Annotated in this window: 17 protein-coding genes; 9 read left to right on the top strand and 8 right to left on the bottom strand. The window is 53.9% G+C overall.

Features of this window, described 5'->3' with window-relative positions:
- Positions 1–7: 7 nt before the first annotated feature.
- The 4 genes from ABDW13_RS08160 to ABDW13_RS08175 all read right to left on the bottom strand — a co-directional run bounded on the left by ABDW13_RS08160 (position 8) and on the right by ABDW13_RS08175 (position 4426).
- Complete coding sequence (locus ABDW13_RS08160; protein ID WP_343552009.1) at positions 8–1003, bottom strand: ABC transporter permease; 996 nt, start codon at positions 1001–1003, stop codon at positions 8–10.
- The gene (locus ABDW13_RS08165) at positions 1000–2508 is read right to left on the bottom strand and encodes a sugar ABC transporter ATP-binding protein (protein WP_343552010.1); all 1509 of its coding nucleotides are present in this window, start codon (positions 2506–2508) and stop codon (positions 1000–1002) included. The genes ABDW13_RS08160 and ABDW13_RS08165 overlap by 4 nt, the downstream gene beginning before the upstream one ends.
- Before the next feature lie 10 nt (positions 2509–2518).
- Entirely contained in the window at positions 2519–3547 is a 1029-nt protein-coding gene (locus ABDW13_RS08170; protein ID WP_343552012.1) for a substrate-binding domain-containing protein, read from the bottom strand.
- Between the two features lie 246 nt (positions 3548–3793).
- Entirely contained in the window at positions 3794–4426 is a 633-nt protein-coding gene (locus ABDW13_RS08175; protein ID WP_343552014.1) for a LysE family translocator, read from the bottom strand.
- A 159-nt stretch (positions 4427–4585) separates the two neighbouring features.
- Here ABDW13_RS08175 and ABDW13_RS08180 point away from each other — a divergent pair, with 159 nt between their 5' ends.
- From ABDW13_RS08180 to ABDW13_RS08190, 3 genes are all read left to right on the top strand, one after another.
- On the top strand, positions 4586–4885 hold the full coding sequence (locus ABDW13_RS08180) for a putative quinol monooxygenase (protein WP_343552015.1): 300 nt from the start codon (positions 4586–4588) through the stop codon (positions 4883–4885).
- Between the two features lie 405 nt (positions 4886–5290).
- A complete protein-coding gene (locus tag ABDW13_RS08185; RefSeq protein WP_343552017.1) occupies positions 5291–6553 on the top strand; it encodes a DUF1479 domain-containing protein in 1263 nt (420 codons plus the stop codon).
- Between the two features lie 42 nt (positions 6554–6595).
- The gene (locus ABDW13_RS08190; RefSeq protein ID WP_343552019.1) at positions 6596–7336 is read left to right on the top strand and encodes a DNA-binding transcriptional regulator YciT; all 741 of its coding nucleotides are present in this window, start codon (positions 6596–6598) and stop codon (positions 7334–7336) included.
- A gap of 3 nt (positions 7337–7339) precedes the next feature.
- Here the strand turns inward: ABDW13_RS08190 and ABDW13_RS08195 are convergent, their stop codons facing one another.
- Complete coding sequence (locus ABDW13_RS08195) at positions 7340–8461, bottom strand: GntR family transcriptional regulator (protein ID WP_343552020.1); 1122 nt, start codon at positions 8459–8461, stop codon at positions 7340–7342.
- Between the two features lie 392 nt (positions 8462–8853).
- Between ABDW13_RS08195 and ABDW13_RS08200 the strand changes: the two genes are divergently transcribed.
- The 6 genes from ABDW13_RS08200 to ABDW13_RS08225 all read left to right on the top strand — a co-directional run bounded on the left by ABDW13_RS08200 (position 8854) and on the right by ABDW13_RS08225 (position 14593).
- The gene (locus ABDW13_RS08200; RefSeq protein WP_343552022.1) at positions 8854–9426 is read left to right on the top strand and encodes an SIS domain-containing protein; all 573 of its coding nucleotides are present in this window, start codon (positions 8854–8856) and stop codon (positions 9424–9426) included.
- A gap of 18 nt (positions 9427–9444) precedes the next feature.
- Positions 9445–9927: a VOC family protein gene (locus ABDW13_RS08205; protein ID WP_343552023.1), complete on the top strand. Its 483-nt coding sequence runs from the start codon at positions 9445–9447 to the stop codon at positions 9925–9927.
- A 14-nt stretch (positions 9928–9941) separates the two neighbouring features.
- On the top strand, positions 9942–10931 hold the full coding sequence (locus ABDW13_RS08210) for an autoinducer 2 ABC transporter substrate-binding protein (protein ID WP_343552024.1): 990 nt from the start codon (positions 9942–9944) through the stop codon (positions 10929–10931).
- A 123-nt stretch (positions 10932–11054) separates the two neighbouring features.
- Positions 11055–12536 carry a sugar ABC transporter ATP-binding protein gene (locus ABDW13_RS08215; protein ID WP_343552025.1) on the top strand — a complete coding sequence of 494 codons (1482 nt, stop codon included), beginning with the start codon at positions 11055–11057 and terminating at the stop codon, positions 12534–12536.
- Between the two features lie 30 nt (positions 12537–12566).
- Entirely contained in the window at positions 12567–13565 is a 999-nt protein-coding gene (locus ABDW13_RS08220; RefSeq protein WP_343552052.1) for an ABC transporter permease, read from the top strand.
- Positions 13566–13576: 11 nt separating this feature from the next.
- Positions 13577–14593: an ABC transporter permease gene (locus ABDW13_RS08225; RefSeq protein ID WP_343552027.1), complete on the top strand. Its 1017-nt coding sequence runs from the start codon at positions 13577–13579 to the stop codon at positions 14591–14593.
- A 21-nt stretch (positions 14594–14614) separates the two neighbouring features.
- Here ABDW13_RS08225 and ABDW13_RS08230 read toward each other — a convergent pair whose 3' ends face one another.
- From ABDW13_RS08230 to ABDW13_RS08240, 3 genes are all read right to left on the bottom strand, one after another.
- Positions 14615–15571, bottom strand: coding sequence for a sugar-binding transcriptional regulator (locus tag ABDW13_RS08230; protein ID WP_343552029.1), 957 nt, complete (start codon positions 15569–15571; stop codon positions 14615–14617).
- A gap of 100 nt (positions 15572–15671) precedes the next feature.
- Positions 15672–16610, bottom strand: coding sequence for a TIM barrel protein (locus tag ABDW13_RS08235; RefSeq protein WP_343552031.1), 939 nt, complete (start codon positions 16608–16610; stop codon positions 15672–15674).
- A gap of 10 nt (positions 16611–16620) precedes the next feature.
- Entirely contained in the window at positions 16621–18147 is a 1527-nt protein-coding gene (locus ABDW13_RS08240) for a glycerol-3-phosphate dehydrogenase (protein WP_343552033.1), read from the bottom strand.
- Positions 18148–18157: the final 10 nt, after the last annotated feature.

Raw genomic sequence — 18157 nt, forward strand, 5'->3', positions numbered from 1 at the left:
GTGTTCCTTAGGCTGCACGGTATTTATTCAGCAAATGGTCGATGGAGACCGCGGCCAGCAAAATCAGACCTTTAATCAGCTCCTGCCAGTACACGGAAACGTTAATCAAAATCAGCGAGCTGGTGACGATCGACAGCAGCGCCACACCCAACACCGCGCCGAGGATCGATCCGCTGCCGCCTTTAAGGCTGGCACCGCCAATCACTGCCGCTGCGATGACGTTCAGCTCCATGCCAACGCCAAACGTCGGGGTTGCTGAACCGAGGCGCGCCATATAGATGATGCCCGCCACACCCGCCAGCGTGGAGGTGAGCACGGTGACCCATAATTTGATGCGATTGATGTTGATGCCGGAATAGGCGGCAGCGCGTTCATTGCTGCCGGTGTAGAACACTTTGCGGAACAGCGTGGCTTTACGCAGCATAAAGTCGAACAACGCGACTAAAACAAAGAACAGCACGATGACAAACGGAATGCCCCACAACGCGCCCTGACCGATAAATTTAAAACTCAGCGGCAAGGTAAACAGCGACAGCGGCGTGCCTTGCGTAACGATCATGCACAGGCCACGCACGATCACCATCGCCGCCAACGAGGCAATAAAATGACTGAGGCCGATTTTGGTGACCGTGAGTCCCATTAACAGGCCAACCAGCGCCGCCGCACCGATCCCGGCCAGGCTCGCCAGCCACGGATCAACGCCGCTGAGGAACAGCTGACCGGCGACCACCATCGACAAACACACCACCGCGCCCACCGACAGGTCGATACCGCCGACAATCAGCAAAATGGTCATGCCGATCACCACGATGCCTTCTATTGAAAACGACAGCAGCATCGCTTTCATATTGGCCCAGGTGAGGAAGTACGGCGAGGTGAAGCTCATCACCACGAAGATCAATGTGATGATCACCACCAAACCGACTTCGCGCTGTTTGTGAATGCCGCCGAACAGCGACCAGCGTGATTTGGGCAGGACGGGAAGGGTGGAATTCATGGTCATACGGCCTCCGCAGGTGCAGTGATGCCGGCTGCCAGCCGCATCAGGTTCTCTTCTGTCATCGCCTCACCGGTGACTTCACCGCTGATGCGCCCCTCGTGAATGACAATGATGCGGTCGCACAAGCCTATCAGTTCTGGCAATTCTGACGAAATCACCACTAAACCGATGCCGTTCGCCGCCAGTTTGGCGAGAATGCTGTAGATTTCCGCTTTGGCGCTAACATCGACGCCGCGCGTGGGTTCGTCGAGAAACACAATCTGCGGCTGCACCGATAAAACCCGCGCCAGCGCCACTTTTTGCTGATTGCCGCCGGAAAGCGACGACACCGGATCGCTCAACTTGCCATGCTTGAGTTTTACCTGCTGGGCCAGCGCTGCCGCTTGCTGCTGTTCGCGGCGTGGACTGAGCAACCAGCGCTGATGGCTCACCGCCTGAATATCCAGCGCTGAAATGTTCCACGCAATCGGCATATCGAGAAACAGCCCGGCGTCTTTGCGATCTTCCGACAAATACACCATGCGTTGTGCAATGCTGGCGGCGTAATCGCGTAACTTCACCGCTTGGCCGTGCAGGCGAATCTCGCCCTGTTTGATCGGGTGCAAGCCGCAAATCCCTTGCGCAATCTCGCTGCGACCCGCGCCCATTAAACCGCCAATGCCAAGAATTTCGCCGGGGCGCAGATCAAAGCCAATATCGTGAAAACGTTTGCCATCGCCGAGCGCGCGGACTTCGAGTAACGGCGCGGCAGCCGTCACCGGACGTTTATCCGGATAGAGCTGGGAAAGTTCGCGGCCGACCAAACGGGTGATCACCTGATCCGGCGTCATGCTGTTGAGTGGCGCACTGTGCACCGTGCGGCCATCACGCAGAATGGTGATGTGCTGACACAGCGCAAAAATCTCCGCCATGCGATGGCTGATATACACCACCGCGATGCCTTGCGCTTGCAGTTGGCGCACAATGCCAAACAGCGTTTGCGCTTCCGGCTCCGTCAGCGCGGCGGTTGGTTCATCGAGAATTAACAGCCGGCAATCCAGCGTTAACGCCTTAGCGATCTCCACCAGTTGCTGTTGCGACAACGACAGTTCGCCGACTTTTTTGCTAACCGGGATCGGCGCCAGACGGTTCATTACCTGCTGAGCTTTTTCTCGCAGCTGTTTATGCGGCATCAGCAGGCCACGTTGGCTGGCGGCGTGCGCCATCCAGATGTTTTCATACACGCTGATATCCGGGCACAATGCGATTTCCTGATGCACCAAACCAATACCCAGCTGCTGCGCTTCACGCGGTGAATGCACGGTGATGGCGTTGCCATCCAGCACCATTTCGCCGCTGTCCGGGCGCAAAATGCCATCAATGATGTTCATCAAGGTGGATTTGCCTGCGCCGTTTTCTCCTGCCAGCGCGTGAATTTCTCCGGCGCGCAAGGTGAGATCCACACCTTGCAGCGCGCGTACTGCGCCGAAACTTTTACTGATGCCGCGCAATTCAAGTAATGCCGTCATAATCGTCGCCTTACTCGTTGATGCCTTTAGTGCCACGGCGTTTCAGATAGGTATCCCAGCGGAAATCGTCGGCGTTGTCTTTGGTCACCACCGCATAACCGTTATCCAGAATCGGGAAGGAGAAAGGATTGGTGCCGTTGCGTTTGGCATCGTTCATTGGGTCGATCAATTCTGGGTGCGCGGCGAGGAATAAGGTCATAAAGCCCATGTAGCCCTGAATGCCCTGATTCGGGTTGATGGCACCAAACACCTGACCGCTCTTGATCATATCCAGTACCTTGGCGTTAACATCCACCGTCATCACTTTCACTTTGCCGCCGTTTTCCGCCACCGCTTGTGCAGCACCGATCGCGGAACTGGCTTCCGGCATAAAGATGCCTTTCAGGTTTGGATGCGCCTGCAACATCGAAAGCACCGCGTTATAGGCTTTAGACGGGTCTTGATTGGTGGCCGCGCGGGCAACCAATTTGCTATCGGGGAAGGCGGCTTTCATTTCATTGATAAACGCAGTGACGCGGCGGTCGTGGTTATCCTGACCGGGATTTTCCAGCACCGCGAACTCAGCATCTTTGCCCATCGCTTTGCCGAGTTCATCGGCGGCGGCTTTTCCTTCGCGGAAGTTATCGGAGGTGATGTAAGCGACACGTTTGCTGTTTGGCGAATCGGCGGCGAAGGTCACCACCGGAATACCCATTTCGGCGGCGCGATTGATCGGCTCAATAAACGGATCCGGATTCATCGGATGCAGGAAAATACCGGCGGGTTTTTGCGCCAATATTTGTTCAAAACTGGAGAGCTGCTGGTTGACGTCGTACGCTGGCGTACCGCCGTACACGGTTTTACAGCCTAATTGGTGCGCCGCTTGCTTGAACATTTCATACACCGGGAACCAGTATTCGACGCCGGTTACCATCACGTTCATGTAGTAGGTTTCGCCGGGTTTACAGCGAAATTGTGGCGTTTCGTCGGCGGCGTGCGCGCTGCTGGTGACACTGCCGACCAACAGCAAACTGGCAAAAAGCGTGGCGATCTTTTTCATGATGTTTCCCCGGAACTGACGCTGAATGTGTATGGCTCAGCCGTGACGACAAAACGCGGAAAAACGAGCCGGGGTTAACGCTGAAAATTATTTCGTAAGCGTGAAATAATTTTCACAAGGTATAAAAGCGGCGCGGGGAAAGATCAATTTATGGTTAACAAAATGTTTCGTAGTTGTGATTTTGTTCACTTAATAGGCGGAATCGATCGGCACGAATCCGCCTGTTTGGCTGGAGAGGAGAAGGGATTACTTGCGGGAATCAAACGCTAACTTAACCGCCATGCCGGCCAGTACCGTGCCCATCAACCAGCGTTGCAGGCGTTGCCAGCTGGGACGCTCCATTAGAAATGTCGAAACCTGACCAGCCGTGGTAATAAAAATGGCATTCACCGTCAGGCTGATCACGATTTGCGTCACGCCAAGCACCAGCGATTGCAACAACACGCTGCCGTGATTGGGGGTAATAAACTGCGGCAGCAAGGAGAGAAACATCATGGCGATTTTTGGATTGGCGAGATTAGTGAGAAATCCCATGGTAAACAGCTTGCGGTTGTTGTCTGCCGGCAGATTGCGCACCGCGAACGGCGAACGTCCGCCGGGTTTTAATGCCTGCCAGGCGAGATACAGCAGATACAGCGCACCGGTAAAACGCAACGCATCATAAGCCCACGGCACCGCCAGTAACCAAGCGGTAATGCCCAACGCCGCACACAACATGTAGAAGACAAAACCCAATGCCACACCGCCAAGCGAGATATATCCGGCGCGTTTTCCCTGGCACAGCGATCGAGAAATTAAATACATCATATTGGGACCAGGCGTTAATACTAATCCCAGCGCCACTAATGCAAAAGCTAACCAACTGGATAAGTCCGGCATGCAAATTCCTCGTATTAGGCGGGCGGAAAAATATCTCGTTGGCGATTATGGCGTGAAATCGGGTATTCCGGCAACGCACCTTTTCAGACTGACAGCACACTTAAGCTGGAGTAATTTGAAACCGCGTTAACTTTTTTTGGATTTTATTTGGAGATGATTATGACGGTTCCTGTTGTTGCGTTATTAACGGCTAAACCTGGCTGTGAAGATCAAGCAGAGCAATTATTTCGTGGTGTAATTGAAGAGACATTGCGCGAAGAAGGTTGCATCACTTACCAACTGAATATCGACCGCACTAATCCGCGTCGTTTTGTCTGGACGGAAGAGTGGGCAAGCCAGGAATTGCTGGATAAGCACCTGAATGCACCACATATTGTTAAGCTGTTTAGCGATCTGGAGCCGCTGCTGGAGCATGCAGAAGTGGTGCCATTACGTAAAGTCGCCGGAGGCGATGCTTAATAGCGTTTATTAGTGTAAGGACCGCTATGATTGGCGGTCCGATAAAAAAGAATGGAGCTAAATAATGAGAACGCAAAAATATAGCCTATTTAAACCATGCCTCGAACTCGTAGGGTCGCCATTTATGGTGACCTCCAACTTAACTTCCTAACGTAATCTATCCCGAATTAATAAGATCCGACTTCCGAATGAGCATACGGTCACCATAAATGGCGACCCTACGATTGAAACCTCGAGATGTCTGGTGTCCTCCAACTTCACTTTCAAATGAAACCCCTCCCGCAATTAGTGTGATCCATCTTACGAACCGGAGGTTTGCTGGTTGTTAACTGCGCATTATTTGTTATGAATGAAGTGTGATTATGTTTCATATGAAACTTAAAAGTTAACCATTCGGAGCATGCTATGAATACAACCTTCACCTCATTGCAACAACCTGATGATTTCAAACACAACGTTCGCCAGATGAAAAAGATGCTGCGAGCGCAGATCGGCGATGTCGAAGGTTTGTTCGAGCAGGTCAGGAGCAAAATCGTCAGTGAGATTGCCGCCGCCCGTGCAGACGAGGCAAAACATGGCAGCGCGTGGCCTCAGATAAGCATGGAGGATGTCGCTGCGGGTCACATCAGCGATGAGGTGAAGGAGCATATCCGCCGCCGTGGTTGCGTAGTGGTTAAACAGACGTTTCCCCGTGAGCAAGCCTTGGCCTGGGATGCGTCGATGCTGAAATACCTCGACAACAACGATTTCGATAAGGTCTATTCCGGTCCCGGCGATAATTTCTTTGGCAGCCTTGATGCATCACGCCCGGAGATTTACCCGATTTACTGGAGCGATGCGCAGATGTCGGCGCGTCAAAGCGAGGCGATGGCGCAAACCCAATCGTTCCTCAACCGCTTATGGACCTTCGAATCGCAGGGCAAACGCTGGTTCGAGCCTGACGTCAGCATTATTTATCCCGATCGCATTCGCCGTCGTTTGCCGGGTACCACTTCAAAAGGACTCGGCGCGCATACCGATTCTGGTGCGCTGGAACGCTGGTTGCTGCCAGCCTATCAGCAAGTGTTCGGCCACATCTTCAATAATCAGTTTGATCAATACGATGCGTGGAATGCCGCACATCGTACCGAAGTGAACGAATATCAATCTGGCACCACCACCAAATGCTCGGTATTCCGCACCTTCCAGGGCTGGACCGCGCTGGCCGATATGCAATTGGGTCAAGGTTTATTGCACGTGGTGCCCGTGCCGGAAGCGATGGCCTATTTGCTGCTGCGTCCGCTGTTGAATGATGTGCCGGAAGATGAATTGTGTGGCGTCGCGCCGGGCAAAGTATTGCCGGTTTCTGCGCAGTGGCACCCCGAATTGATTGACGGTTTATGCTCGATTCCGGCGCTGCAAGCGGGTGATTCGGTGTGGTGGCATTGCGATGTGATTCACTCTGTTGCGCCAGTGGAAGATCAGCAAGGTTGGGGCAACGTGATGTACATTCCCGCCGCGCCGATGTGTGAAAAAAACGCGGCCTACGCCAGCAAAGTTGCGCTGGCGCTGGCGACGGGCGCATCACCCGGCGATTTCCCGCCAGAGGATTATGAAATGCAATGGCGCGATCGCTTTACGCTCGACGCGTTAAATGTCAATGGCCGCCGCAGTCTGGGATTGGGTTAAATTTCTGGTAAGCTTGGCAAAAATTCACTCGCAGCGAATGTTATGAACGCACGTCATCAACAGATAATCCAATTGGTTAGCGAGCGCGGTAGCGTCAGCGTCAATGAGCTGGCGCACACCACCGGCGTTTCCGAAGTCACTGTCCGCCAGGATCTCAACCTATTGGAGAAAGGCGGCTTTCTGCGCCGCGTGCACGGTTCAGCCGTGGCGCCAGAGAGTGATGACGTTGGCGCGCGCATGCAAACCCGCTTTGCGGTAAAAAAACGCCTGGCGGAATACGCCGCTTCGCTGGTGAACAGCGGCGAAACGGTGTTTATCGAAGGCGGCAGCACCAACGCGTTGCTGGCGCGTGAACTCAGCGAACGTGATGACATCACCATTATTACCGTGAGCCATTACATCGCCGGATTGCTGCGCGAAAAGGGTGGCGATGTGATCATCCTTGGCGGCCTGTTCCAGAAAAGCAGCGAATCGGTGGTGGGGCCGCTAACACGGCTGTGCATTCAAAGTTTGAATTTTCACAAAGCCTTTATTGGCATTGATGGCTGGGATGCCAGCACCGGTTTTACCGGTCGCGATATGCTGCGCTGCGATGTGGTGAATGCCATCATGGAAAAACCGACGCATACCATCGCGCTCACAGATTCCTCCAAGTTCGGCCAAATCCATCCGTTTGCCTTGGCACCCACTCAGCCGTTTCGCCAGGTGATCACCGACGGCGATCTCCATCTGCCGTATCAACAACTGTTGCTGGAACAGGGCGTGGAATTGAGTTTGGTGTGAGGCTTAACGCACTAAAGCATGACATGATGCCCGCACGATCAACTCGCCTTGTGCAATAAGGTGTAGCGGGCTGGCATCTGGGTGCTGCAATCGGTGCATCATCGCCACCACCGCATTATGGCCAATGGCGGTAAACGGTTGTTTCCAGGTGGTAAGCGGAATGCCGAGCAGCGCGGAATATTCATTGTCATCGAATCCCACCACATTGATATTCACCCCACGTTGACTGCACAGCGACAGCAACTTCATCGCGGTGAAATCATTGGCGCACACCACATCCTGCGCGCCACTGGCCAGTAAAGCGGCGACAAATTCGGGCTGATTTAATTCACCTTCGTGCTGCCATTCCGGCTGCGGAAAAATCCCCACATTCTGTAACGCCAGTTGATAGCCGAGCATGCGCATGTGCACGGTATTGGCGGAGAAACGTTCGCAGAGAAAATCGATGCGGCGTGGTCGAGTGCCTAACAAATGGCGCGTCATCACGCTGCCTGCTGCCACGTTATCAATACCAATCAGATCCCAACGGCTGCGTTGCGGCCAACGCACCACATCGCTATCCAGCAAAATCACGCTGATGCCATCGCGCTCCAGTTTATTGAGGATCAATTGGTTAATTTCACCGGCAAACGGGTGGAACTCAATCGGGATAAAGAACACGCCTTTGACGCCGCTGCGCTGATAACGCTCAATTACGCCATCAATCTTGCTGATAATCGCCTGACGCGATGCGCCCGCGCCGAGCGTCATCACGCCATTCCACACTAAATCGAAGTTAAAAGGCTGCGAAAGTGCGGCGATGGATTTGAAGATTTGCTCAAACAGGAAGCCACTTTCATTGGCCTCCATACGTGGCGAGAGGATGCCTAACGCCATGCCCGGCTGATGATTCGCAGGCGTGATGGCATCCGTAAAGGTGATGTAATGACCTGAACCTTGCGTACTGCTGATCAGCCCTTGCTCGCGCAAACGGGCGAGGGCGCGTGACAAGGTGGGGCGGGAAACATCCAACTCAGCACACAACGTGAGTTCGGTCGGCAGGCGTTCGCCGTTGGCATAATCGCCGCGCTGAATGCGCAGGGCGATTTCATGATAAACGCGTTCCAGCTTGCCTGATTTCGCCATAATCCTGTTCACCCATTGCGTGGCTGTTCAATGCGCAGGCCCGCAGGCTGGCGCTGGAACACATTAAGGGAGTTAATAAGTAAAATCAAGCCACTGAAATTCGCGCAAATTTGTAAAATATTCGCACGATGAATATCCGCTACAACATTCCCATCCCAATCTTGTTGCAGGCAACATAGCGCAGAAAAGCCGCTAAAACTTGTGACGCAGCGCGTTATTTCGACACTACAAGGCAATATGTAAACCGGAAGTGTTTAATTTGTGATCAAATCCAAAAGAAAAAGTAAAATTGTTGCGTAAGGTTGTGCTCAGTTGTCAGGTCATTTGCTTTACAAATTTGTAAACATAAAACCCTACATCAGCCCCGATCAGGGCCAACTGAGGAATGACACATGTCTCGTTACCAAGAGCTGGTTAATGCCGTCATTGAAGAGAACAAGCAAACACTACTGCAGGTCGATGAGCAGCAAATCGAACAGCTGATCGCTGAAATTCGCCAGGCCAAAACCATCCAACTTTATGCCATGGGACGCATGCAACTGTCGGTGCGCGGCTTTGCCATGCGCCTGAAGCACATGGGTTTTGACAGCTACGTGGTGTACGACACTACCACTCCGTATCTCGGCAAGGGCGATCTGCTGATTGTCCATTGTGCGGTGACCAACGTAGAGCTGAACATCATCAAGCTGGCGAAGGAGGCGGGCGCTCGCATCGTGCTGCTGACAGCGCATCCAGAGAATGAACATGGCCAATATGCCGATTTAGCGGTACGCGTGCGGGGGCAAATCTTTGGCGGCGATCAGGAAGTGGCATCGATTCAACCGATGTCGACGCTGCTGGAGCAGGCGCTGTTTCTGTTCACCGACATCGTCACCATGATGCTGATTGAGCAGTGCGACATCAAAATGGATGCGATGAAAGCCAGCCACACCAATCTTGAAGGCCTGCCGCACAAGTTTGCTTAAACGTTGGAGCGCATAACCATGAAAGACGGTGACATCATTCAGATTGCCCACCTGGTCGAAGACCTTGATGCGGCGATGCAGCACTACTGGGAAGCTTTCGAAATGGGACCGTGGGATGTGTATACCTACGGCCCGCACAACGTGAATAACTCGATCTATCGCGGTCAACCAGCGGAACACATCTACAAAATCGCGGTGTGTTGGATTAACGGTGTACAGATGGAGCTGATGCAGCCGGTTTCCGGTTACAGCATCTACGACGAATACATCGAAAAGCATGGCTACGGCCTGCATCACCTCAAACTCTATTTTGCCGACTGCGAAAAAGCGCTCGAAACCTACCAGGCGCGCGGCTACCAAGTGGTGCAGAGCGGCAATATTGGCGATGACGTTTTTTATTACCTCGATACCGAGGAGCGTTTTCAGGGTGCCGTGATCGAAATCGGTAACGCTGGCTCCATTCCCGAACCTGAACGGCGCTATCCCGCTGATTCTGTTTGATAAAGGACACAACAATGATGAAAACGCGTAATGCTCTCACGCTGGCGCTGCTGTTGGGCGTCACCACCATCAGCACCTCATTACCTCTGCAAGCGGCTGACGAATACACCATGGTCGGCATTCCTAAGCTCCGTTCAGCGTGGTTTAACGATTACGAAACCGGGCTGAAGAAAGCAGCAAAAGATTTCAAGATCGAAACGTTCCAGCAAGCGCCACCCACCGCTGATGAAGCACAGCAGGTTGGCATCATTCGCGATGCCATCACCCAAGGTGCCAATGCGCTGTTAGTGGTGCCGAATAACGCCAGTTCAGTTGAGCCGGTGTTCAAGCAGGCGCGCGCGCAGAAAATCGTGGTAATTACCCACGAATCGGTGAATCAGCCTGAAGCGGACTACGACGTTGAGATGATCGAAAACGAAAAGTTCGGCAGCTACATGATGGATCAATTCGCTAAACATGCCGGTGGCAAAGGCGAGTTTGCTATCTATGTTGGCTCGCTGACGGTGCCGGCGCACAACACCTGGGCGGATGCGGCTATTAAGCAGATGAAAGCCAAATATCCTGATATGAAGTTGGTGTCGGATCGTTTCCCAGTGAGTGAAGATCGCAACGCATCACGCCAGAAAACATTGGAATTGTTATCAACCTATCCCGATTTGAAAGGCGTGCTGGCGTTTGGTAGTCAGGGCGGTCCGGGCGCGGCACAGGCGCTGAGAGAGAAAGGGTTGGTGGGCAAACTCACAGTGATCGGCACCACCTCGCCGAAAGAGAGCGCCACCTTCCTGAAAGACGGTTCGATTACCGAGTCGATCTTGTGGAGTCCGGGCGAAGCGTCGTATGCGATGGCCTATATCGCCAAGCTGATTCTGGACGGTAAACGCGACCAGATTAAACAAGGTATGGAGATTCCAACTCTCGGCGTGCCGACCATCACCGGGCAGAACATCATCTTCGATAAACCGCTGACCGTGACCAAAGACAACTACAGCAAATACGATTTCTGATTGGCGAAACCTGGCACATAGCGTAGCGGCGCGATTCATCGCGCAACTTCCAGCCATGATATTGCTGAAGAACGCGCGATAAATCGCGCCGCTACGATCACTGCTTTTACGGTTGGAGGTCACATGCAGTTTCTCTCGGTGGCAAACGTCACGAAAAAATTTGGCGGCGTGACCGCATTAAACGACGTCAGTTTCGATATCAACGAAGGAGAAGTGCACGGCCTGGTAGGTGAAAACGGCTGCGGCAAATCAACGTTGATGAAAATCATTGCCGGTGTTGAAGCGCGCGATCGCGGCAGCATGAGCATCAAGAATCAGCCGATTCAACGCTTTTCCGCCATGGACGCAGTGAAGCAAGGCATCGGCATCATCTATCAGGATTTGTCGTTGTTCCCCAATTTGACGGTGCTGGAAAACATCTATATCAGCCAGATGCTCAACGACCGTAAAGCGTTGGTGCGCAGCGCTGGCTACAAAGACAACGTGGAAAAAATCATTGCGCAGTTGGGTATTAAGTTGGACCTCGACGCCAGCGTCGAAGAGTTACCGATTGCCAAACAGCAATTAGTGGCGATTGCGCGCGCGCTGGTCAATCAATCCAAACTGATCATTCTTGATGAACCCACCACCGCGTTAACGCGCAGTGAAATCAACAATTTATTCACTATTCTGCGTCAGCTCAAAGCGCAGGGCATCGCCTTCATCTTTATCAGCCATAAGTTGAACGAGTTGCTGGAGATTTGTGACCGCGTCACGGTGATGCGCGATGGCAAGGTGATTGATTGCCAGCCGACCACACAACTGACCAGCGGTGATATCGAAGCCCTGATGTTGGGCTACGCGCTCACCTTCGAACAGCGCGCGTCCAGTGCCAGCGAAGAAGTGCTGCTAAGCGTGCGTAATCTCAGTAAGCGCAACAGTTTCCAGGATGTCAGTTTTGATCTGCACAAAGGCGAAGTACTCGGCATCGCTGGTTTATTGGGGGCCGGGCGCACCGAACTGGCCATGGCGCTGTTTGGCGTGGAACCGGCGCAAAGCGGTGAAATTCGTCTGCACGGTAAACCGGTCACCATTAATAGCATCCATGCGGCGGTGAAACATGGCATCGCGTATGTGCCAGAAGACCGGCTGGCGCAAGGATTGGTGATGGAGCAGAGCATCGCCGCTAACGCGGCGATTTGTACCCTCGATCACTATCTCACGCCGTTAGGCTTGCTCAACGGCAGCAAAATGCGCGCCACGGTGGAGCAGTTGCTGAAAGGCATGCAGGTGAAATATGGCAGCCAGGATCAGCCGATTCGGATGTTGTCTGGCGGTAACCAGCAAAAAGTGGTGCTGGCAAAATGGCTGGCGATGCGTCCGCAGGTATTCATCCTTGATAGCCCAACCGTTGGCATCGACGTCGGCGCGAAAAATTACATTTACCAAACGGTAAAAGCCAAAGCGCAGGAAGGTATGGGCATCATTTTCATCTCCGATGAATTGCCAGAACTGCTGGCCAACTGCGATCGCATCATCATGATGCAGCGTGGTCGTCTGGGTAACAGCTGGCGCAGCGACGAGATCGATAACGAATCACTGCAACATGAGATGGAGCGTCAATGACGCTTACTGAAGGAGAATGCTGTGGATGTGATGAAACTGCTCAAGGCGCGCGAAACGCTGCTGCTGGTGCTGATTGTGTTGCTGTGTGTGGTGATCACCAGCATCAATCCCAATTTTATCAGCTTCGATAATCTCACCTCGCTGCTGAAATCCTGGACGGTGCTCGGCATTTTTGCCCTCGGCGTGCTGCTGGTGCTGATTTCCGGTGGCTTTGATGTCTCGTTTACCGCCATCGCACAGGTGGCGCAATACGTGGTGGTGTTCTGGTTCCTGCAACTTGGGCTGGATAATATCTGGCTGGCGATCCTCTGCGCCTTGATGCTTGGCGCACTGATGGGCTTGCTTAACGGCGTCATCATCTATTACTTCAAAATTACCGCCATCATCGTCACCATCGCCACTAACAGCCTGTTTTACGGCGCGTTGTACGTAGTGACGCAGGGCGATCTGATTTACGACTTGCCACCTTCCATCCTCAGCCTGGCGGAGATCAAAATCTTCCCGCTGCAAGCCGCCAACGGTTCGTGGTACGGCTTGAGTTTGGTGACCTGCTTGTGGTTTGCGCTGGCGATATTTCTGCATCTGTTCCTGAAACACACGGTGCTGGGCCGCAGCATCTACGCGGTGGGCGGCAATGCGCTGTCGGCGGAACGCGTTGGCTTTAACCTGCGCCGCACCACGCTGTTTATCTACACCTTTGTCGGGGCGATCTCCGGTTTCGCCAGCATTATTCAGGTGTCGATTGTGCAAACGGTGATCCCTAACTCGATTGTCGGTTCGGAGTTGCAGGTGATTGCTGCCGTAGTGCTAGGCGGTGCATCGGTGACCGGCGGACGCGGCAGCGTGGCGGGTACGTTGCTCGGCGTGTTGCTGTTCGCCATCCTGAGTAACAGCCTGACCTTGCTGAAAGTCTCGCCGTATTACTACAACGTTTTCACCGGTCTGGTGATTCTGTTCAGCGTATCGCTGAATGCGCTGCAAATTCTGCGGCAGAAAAGGGCGCAAGTGCGTGTGGTGATTGAACAATGAGGAGCAAAACCATGAAAACCTACACGCCGGCTCGAATGCGTTTAACCGCGGTGGTGGCAGAAAACTTGTCGCTGTATTTGGTGCTGATTGGGGTATTTATTCTGATGTTTGCCCTCAACGGCGAGCGCTTTATCCGGCCACAAAACCTGGTGTCGATGGCGTATCAATTACCGATTGTCGGTTTGCTGGCGATTGGCATGATGATTTCCATGCTGTCCGGTGGCATCAACTTATCGATTATCGCGACGGCCAATCTCAACGGCATCATCATCGCGCTCTGTTTGCAGCATTTCTCGGCACAAGGCATGAAACTGGCAGGCGGCGAATGGGTGTTATTGGCGGTGGTGCTGGGATTTGTAGCCTGCATGCTGGTGGGCGTGATCAACGGCTTGCTGATTTCGATCCTCAAGATCCCGGATATCTTAGTGACGCTCGGCACCATGACGCTGATTGCCGGCCTTAACGTGGTGTTAACGCGCGGATATACCTTATCGGGATTCCCGGATGCGTTGCTGAATATCGGTAACGGTGAAAGTTATGGCGTACCGAATGCGCTGATTCTGTTTATTGTCGCGGCGCTGGCGGCTTCGGTGATCCTCAATAAAACCCGCTTTGGCTTCAGCTTGTACATGATGGGATCGAACGCCACGGCGGCGCAGTATGCCAACGTCAATCTGGTGAAAATCAGCGTGATGCAATATATGTTCTCGTCGGCGTTTGCCGCGCTGACCTCGCTGGTGATGATGGGGCAACTTAACTCCGTGAAAGCCAGCTACGCCGACTCCTATTTGCTGGTGGCGGTGCTGGCGGCGTTTCTCGGCAAGGTTAGCCCGTTTGGCGGATTCGGTCGGGTTTCTGGCGTGGTGTTGGCGGTAATTATTTTGCAATTGATCTCCAGCGGCTTGAATTTACTGCGCCTCGATCCGTTTATGATCACCGCCACCTGGGGCGCAATCATCATCGCCATTGTGGTGAGTCGTGGGTTGTTTACAAATCTGCGTCAGCGCTTGCGCAGCCGTGATCAGTAGAGGTCGTCATGAATGGCGACCCTACGACGAGATCAACGCCTGCGCCGTTAATTCATCGGTAATCAAGCCAGTGACTAATCCGCTGGCCAATACCGCGCGGATGGCATCGACTTTGCTGGCACCGCCAGCCAATGCCACGATTTCGGCGCGATTCGCCATATCCAGTTCAACCGATAAAGTACGTGCTGTGAGATTGGTGTGAATCATTTGCCCACTGGCATCGAAGAAATGTCCGAGCAGTTCGCCAACCGCACCTGAAGAGGAGATGTCATTGATCTCCGCTTCATCAATCATGCCCGCTTCAACCAGTTGCGCAGCGGGTTCTACCGTGCCAATGCCCACCAGTTTCACTTCGCTTTGTGCTGCCATGGCAAACACTTCACTAACGCCGCGCTGTGCCAGCAACACTTCGCGATCTTCCTGGGTATTGGCGAAAAACGGCACCGGCATCATGTAAGCCTGCGCACCGGTTTTCTCGGCGATGCGATGCATAACGTCATGCGGATTCAATGCGTAATTGCGGGTTAAGCAGCCGAGCAACGAAACAAAGCGCATGTGCGGCGCGTCAATGCGCGGCAATTGATGAATGGCGGCGGAAAGGGTGCGTCCGTGTCCCAAACCCAGCGTGGTTGCGGGCGCGGAGCTGAGCAGGTTGCGCAGATAATCCGCGCCGGCCATGCCGAGCGCACGCACCGGCAATCCTTCTTCACCCAGATCCGGCGCAACATGGCAGAAGTTAAGGCCAAAGCGTTCACGCAGTTGATCCTCCAGCGTCACGCACGCCACGATATCACCATCAATCGATACTTTTACCGCGCCTTCCGCCACCATGCGGGCGATCAGACGATGGGTTTTGACCGAGGGTAATCCCAGGCGCTTTGCCACTTCGGCTTGCGTTAGACCACCAACGTAGTGCAACCAGGCCGCGCGCAGGGCCAAAGATTCATCGCGTTCAGTTGAGGTTGGAGCCGGTTTCATGGTTTGTCCTGTTTTTTAGATGGTGCTTGCTTTCCCTCATCCCAACCTTCTCCCACAAGTGGGAGAAGGAGCCGATCGTGCGGTTTGCAGCTATCCTCACTCACCCCGCCAAATGCAGATCCTGCACGCCGGTATCGATATGTCCTGCCCAGAACGCCACGCTCTCGGCAATCTCCGCCACCACATTACTGTCGCTGGGTTCGCGCTCTTTGAAGCTCAGTTCCAGGCAGATTTCATTATCCTGCGCTCCGCCACGCGCCAAGGCGTCGAGCAGCGGCTGTGGCTGGATGCGGCCACCGGCATTGTACTGCAATGTAAAAGGTCTGTGGCCGCCTTTATCCAGCATGCTCTGCTTAATGTGAATAATCGGCGAATAGCGCGGCACCGCTTCCGCCCATGCATACGGATCGTAATCGCGCGGGTCGGCAGATGTGACATCACCGTGATCGATATCGGCCATCATCCACATCGGCAGTGCAAAGGATTCTGCACTCAAACGCTGTTGCAGCGCCAGGCAAGCCGGGATAGTTTCGCCAAACTCGCGTCCAATACTCATCGGTTCCCAAAACAGGTATTTGAGTCCCGCCACTTTCGCGTGTTCGGCGACGTCCGCCCAGCAATCGATCGCGATATCAATCAGCGCCTCACGGCGTTTAACATCGTTAAAATCTTGCTGGGTGAAAATCGCGAACTGCGATCCCACTGAATCGCCACCCAATTCAGCGGTGATATCAGCAAAGGTTTTGAACCAGTCAACGTAGTAGCGGCGCACCTCAACATCAGGATGACCAAAATGATTGAGGCGACCATACGGCCCGGTCATACCCGACGTGACGCGCACGCCGGTTGCCTTCATTGCCAGCTGCATGCGACGCGTCATGCGGTTGATGGTAGCGGCAGGCCAACCTGGATTGATAAATTCGTGCGTCAATTGCAGATCGCGGATGCGGATCTGCTGCGCCACGGTGTGAATCAAATCCTGCGGTTCGGCGAAGCGATTGACCAACGGATTGGTATTCAGTGACAGCGTTAATGGCATGATTCACCTCTTATCCCACATGCGCACGCAGCGGCGCTGGCGTAACAAAAGTGGCATCGAACCACTGGATGAAGGCGTGTTGCTGAGCTTCGTCGAGGTGCAGTTTATGTTTGGTGCGACGCCACAACACATCTTCCGCCTGCTGCGCCCATTCGTTTTCCACCAAATAACGCACCTCGGCTTCATACATTTGCCCGCCAAAATGCTGTCCAAGCTCGCCTAACGCCTTAGCGTGGCCGATCAGTTTGTCTATACGCGTGCCGTATAACCGAGCGTAATGCTTGCGCAGCGGCTGTGGCAGCCACGGCCAGCGTGCTTTGACCTGTTCTAAGAAGCTGTCGAAATCGGCATGCGGCATATCCCCGCCCGGCAAAGTGGCGGTGCGCGTCCAGTCCGCGCCCATGTTGGGAAAGAACGGCGCCAGTTTCTGAATCGCGTGTTCCGCCAGTTTACGGAAGGTGGTGATCTTGCCGCCAAACACATGCAGCAGCGGGGCGTTTAGCTGATCGTCGAGATCAAATACATAATCACGCGTCACAGCTGATGGATTGCCTTTGCCATCATCAAACAGCGGACGCACGCCGGAGAAGCGGGTAATCACATCGCTGGGGCGCAGTTTGACTTTGAAGTAGCGATTGACCACATCAATCAGATATTGCTGTTCGCTGTCGTCGGCGGTCACCGCTTCAGCTTTGCCTTGCCATGGAATATCGGTGGTGCCAATCAGCGCTTTATCGCCTTCATACGGGTTGATAAAAATCACCCGTTTGTCGGTGTTCTGCACCAAATACGCCTGCTGACCTTCCCAGAATTTCGGCACGATGATGTGCGATCCTTTCACCAGCCGCACGTTGCGATTACTTTTGGTGTGCGTCACCTGATTAACAATGTCCAACACCCACGGGCCGGCGGCGTTAACCAGCACTTTGGCAAATACGGTACGCGTGCTGCCGCTGGCGTCCTGCAAGGTGATTTCCCATTTCCCCTGATGGCGGGTGGCTGCCACGCAAGCGGTGCGCGGCAAAATGGTCGCGCCGCGTTCAGCTGCATCCAACGCGTTGAGCGTGACCAAACGCGCGTCATCAACCCAGCAGTCCGAATATTCGAAGCCTTTTTGATAGCTGTCCAAAATCGGTGCACCTTCGGGATCGCGGGCTAAATCCAGCGAACGCGTGCCAGGCAGTTTTTTGCGACCGCCAAGATGGTCATACAGAAACAGGCCAAGACGCACCAGCCACGCCGGGCGATCGGTTGGGCTGTGCGGTAACACAAAGCGCATCGGCCAGATAATGTGGGGCGCGGCGTTGAGCAACACTTCTCGCTCGATTAGCGCTTCGCGCACCAGACGAAATTCGTAATATTCAAGATAACGCAGCCCGCCGTGCACCAGCTTGCCAGATCGCGAAGAGGTGCCTTGCGCGAGGTCATCTTTCTCACACATCATCACCGTTAACCCGCGTCCTGCGGCGTCGCGCGCAATGCCTGCGCCGTTAATACCGCCGCCAATGACAAACAGATCCAGCACGTGTTCACTCATGATTGACTCC

Origin of the sequence: Pantoea sp. (assembly GCF_039594315.1) — a bacterium.
Lineage (GTDB): Bacteria > Pseudomonadota > Gammaproteobacteria > Enterobacterales > Enterobacteriaceae > Pantoea.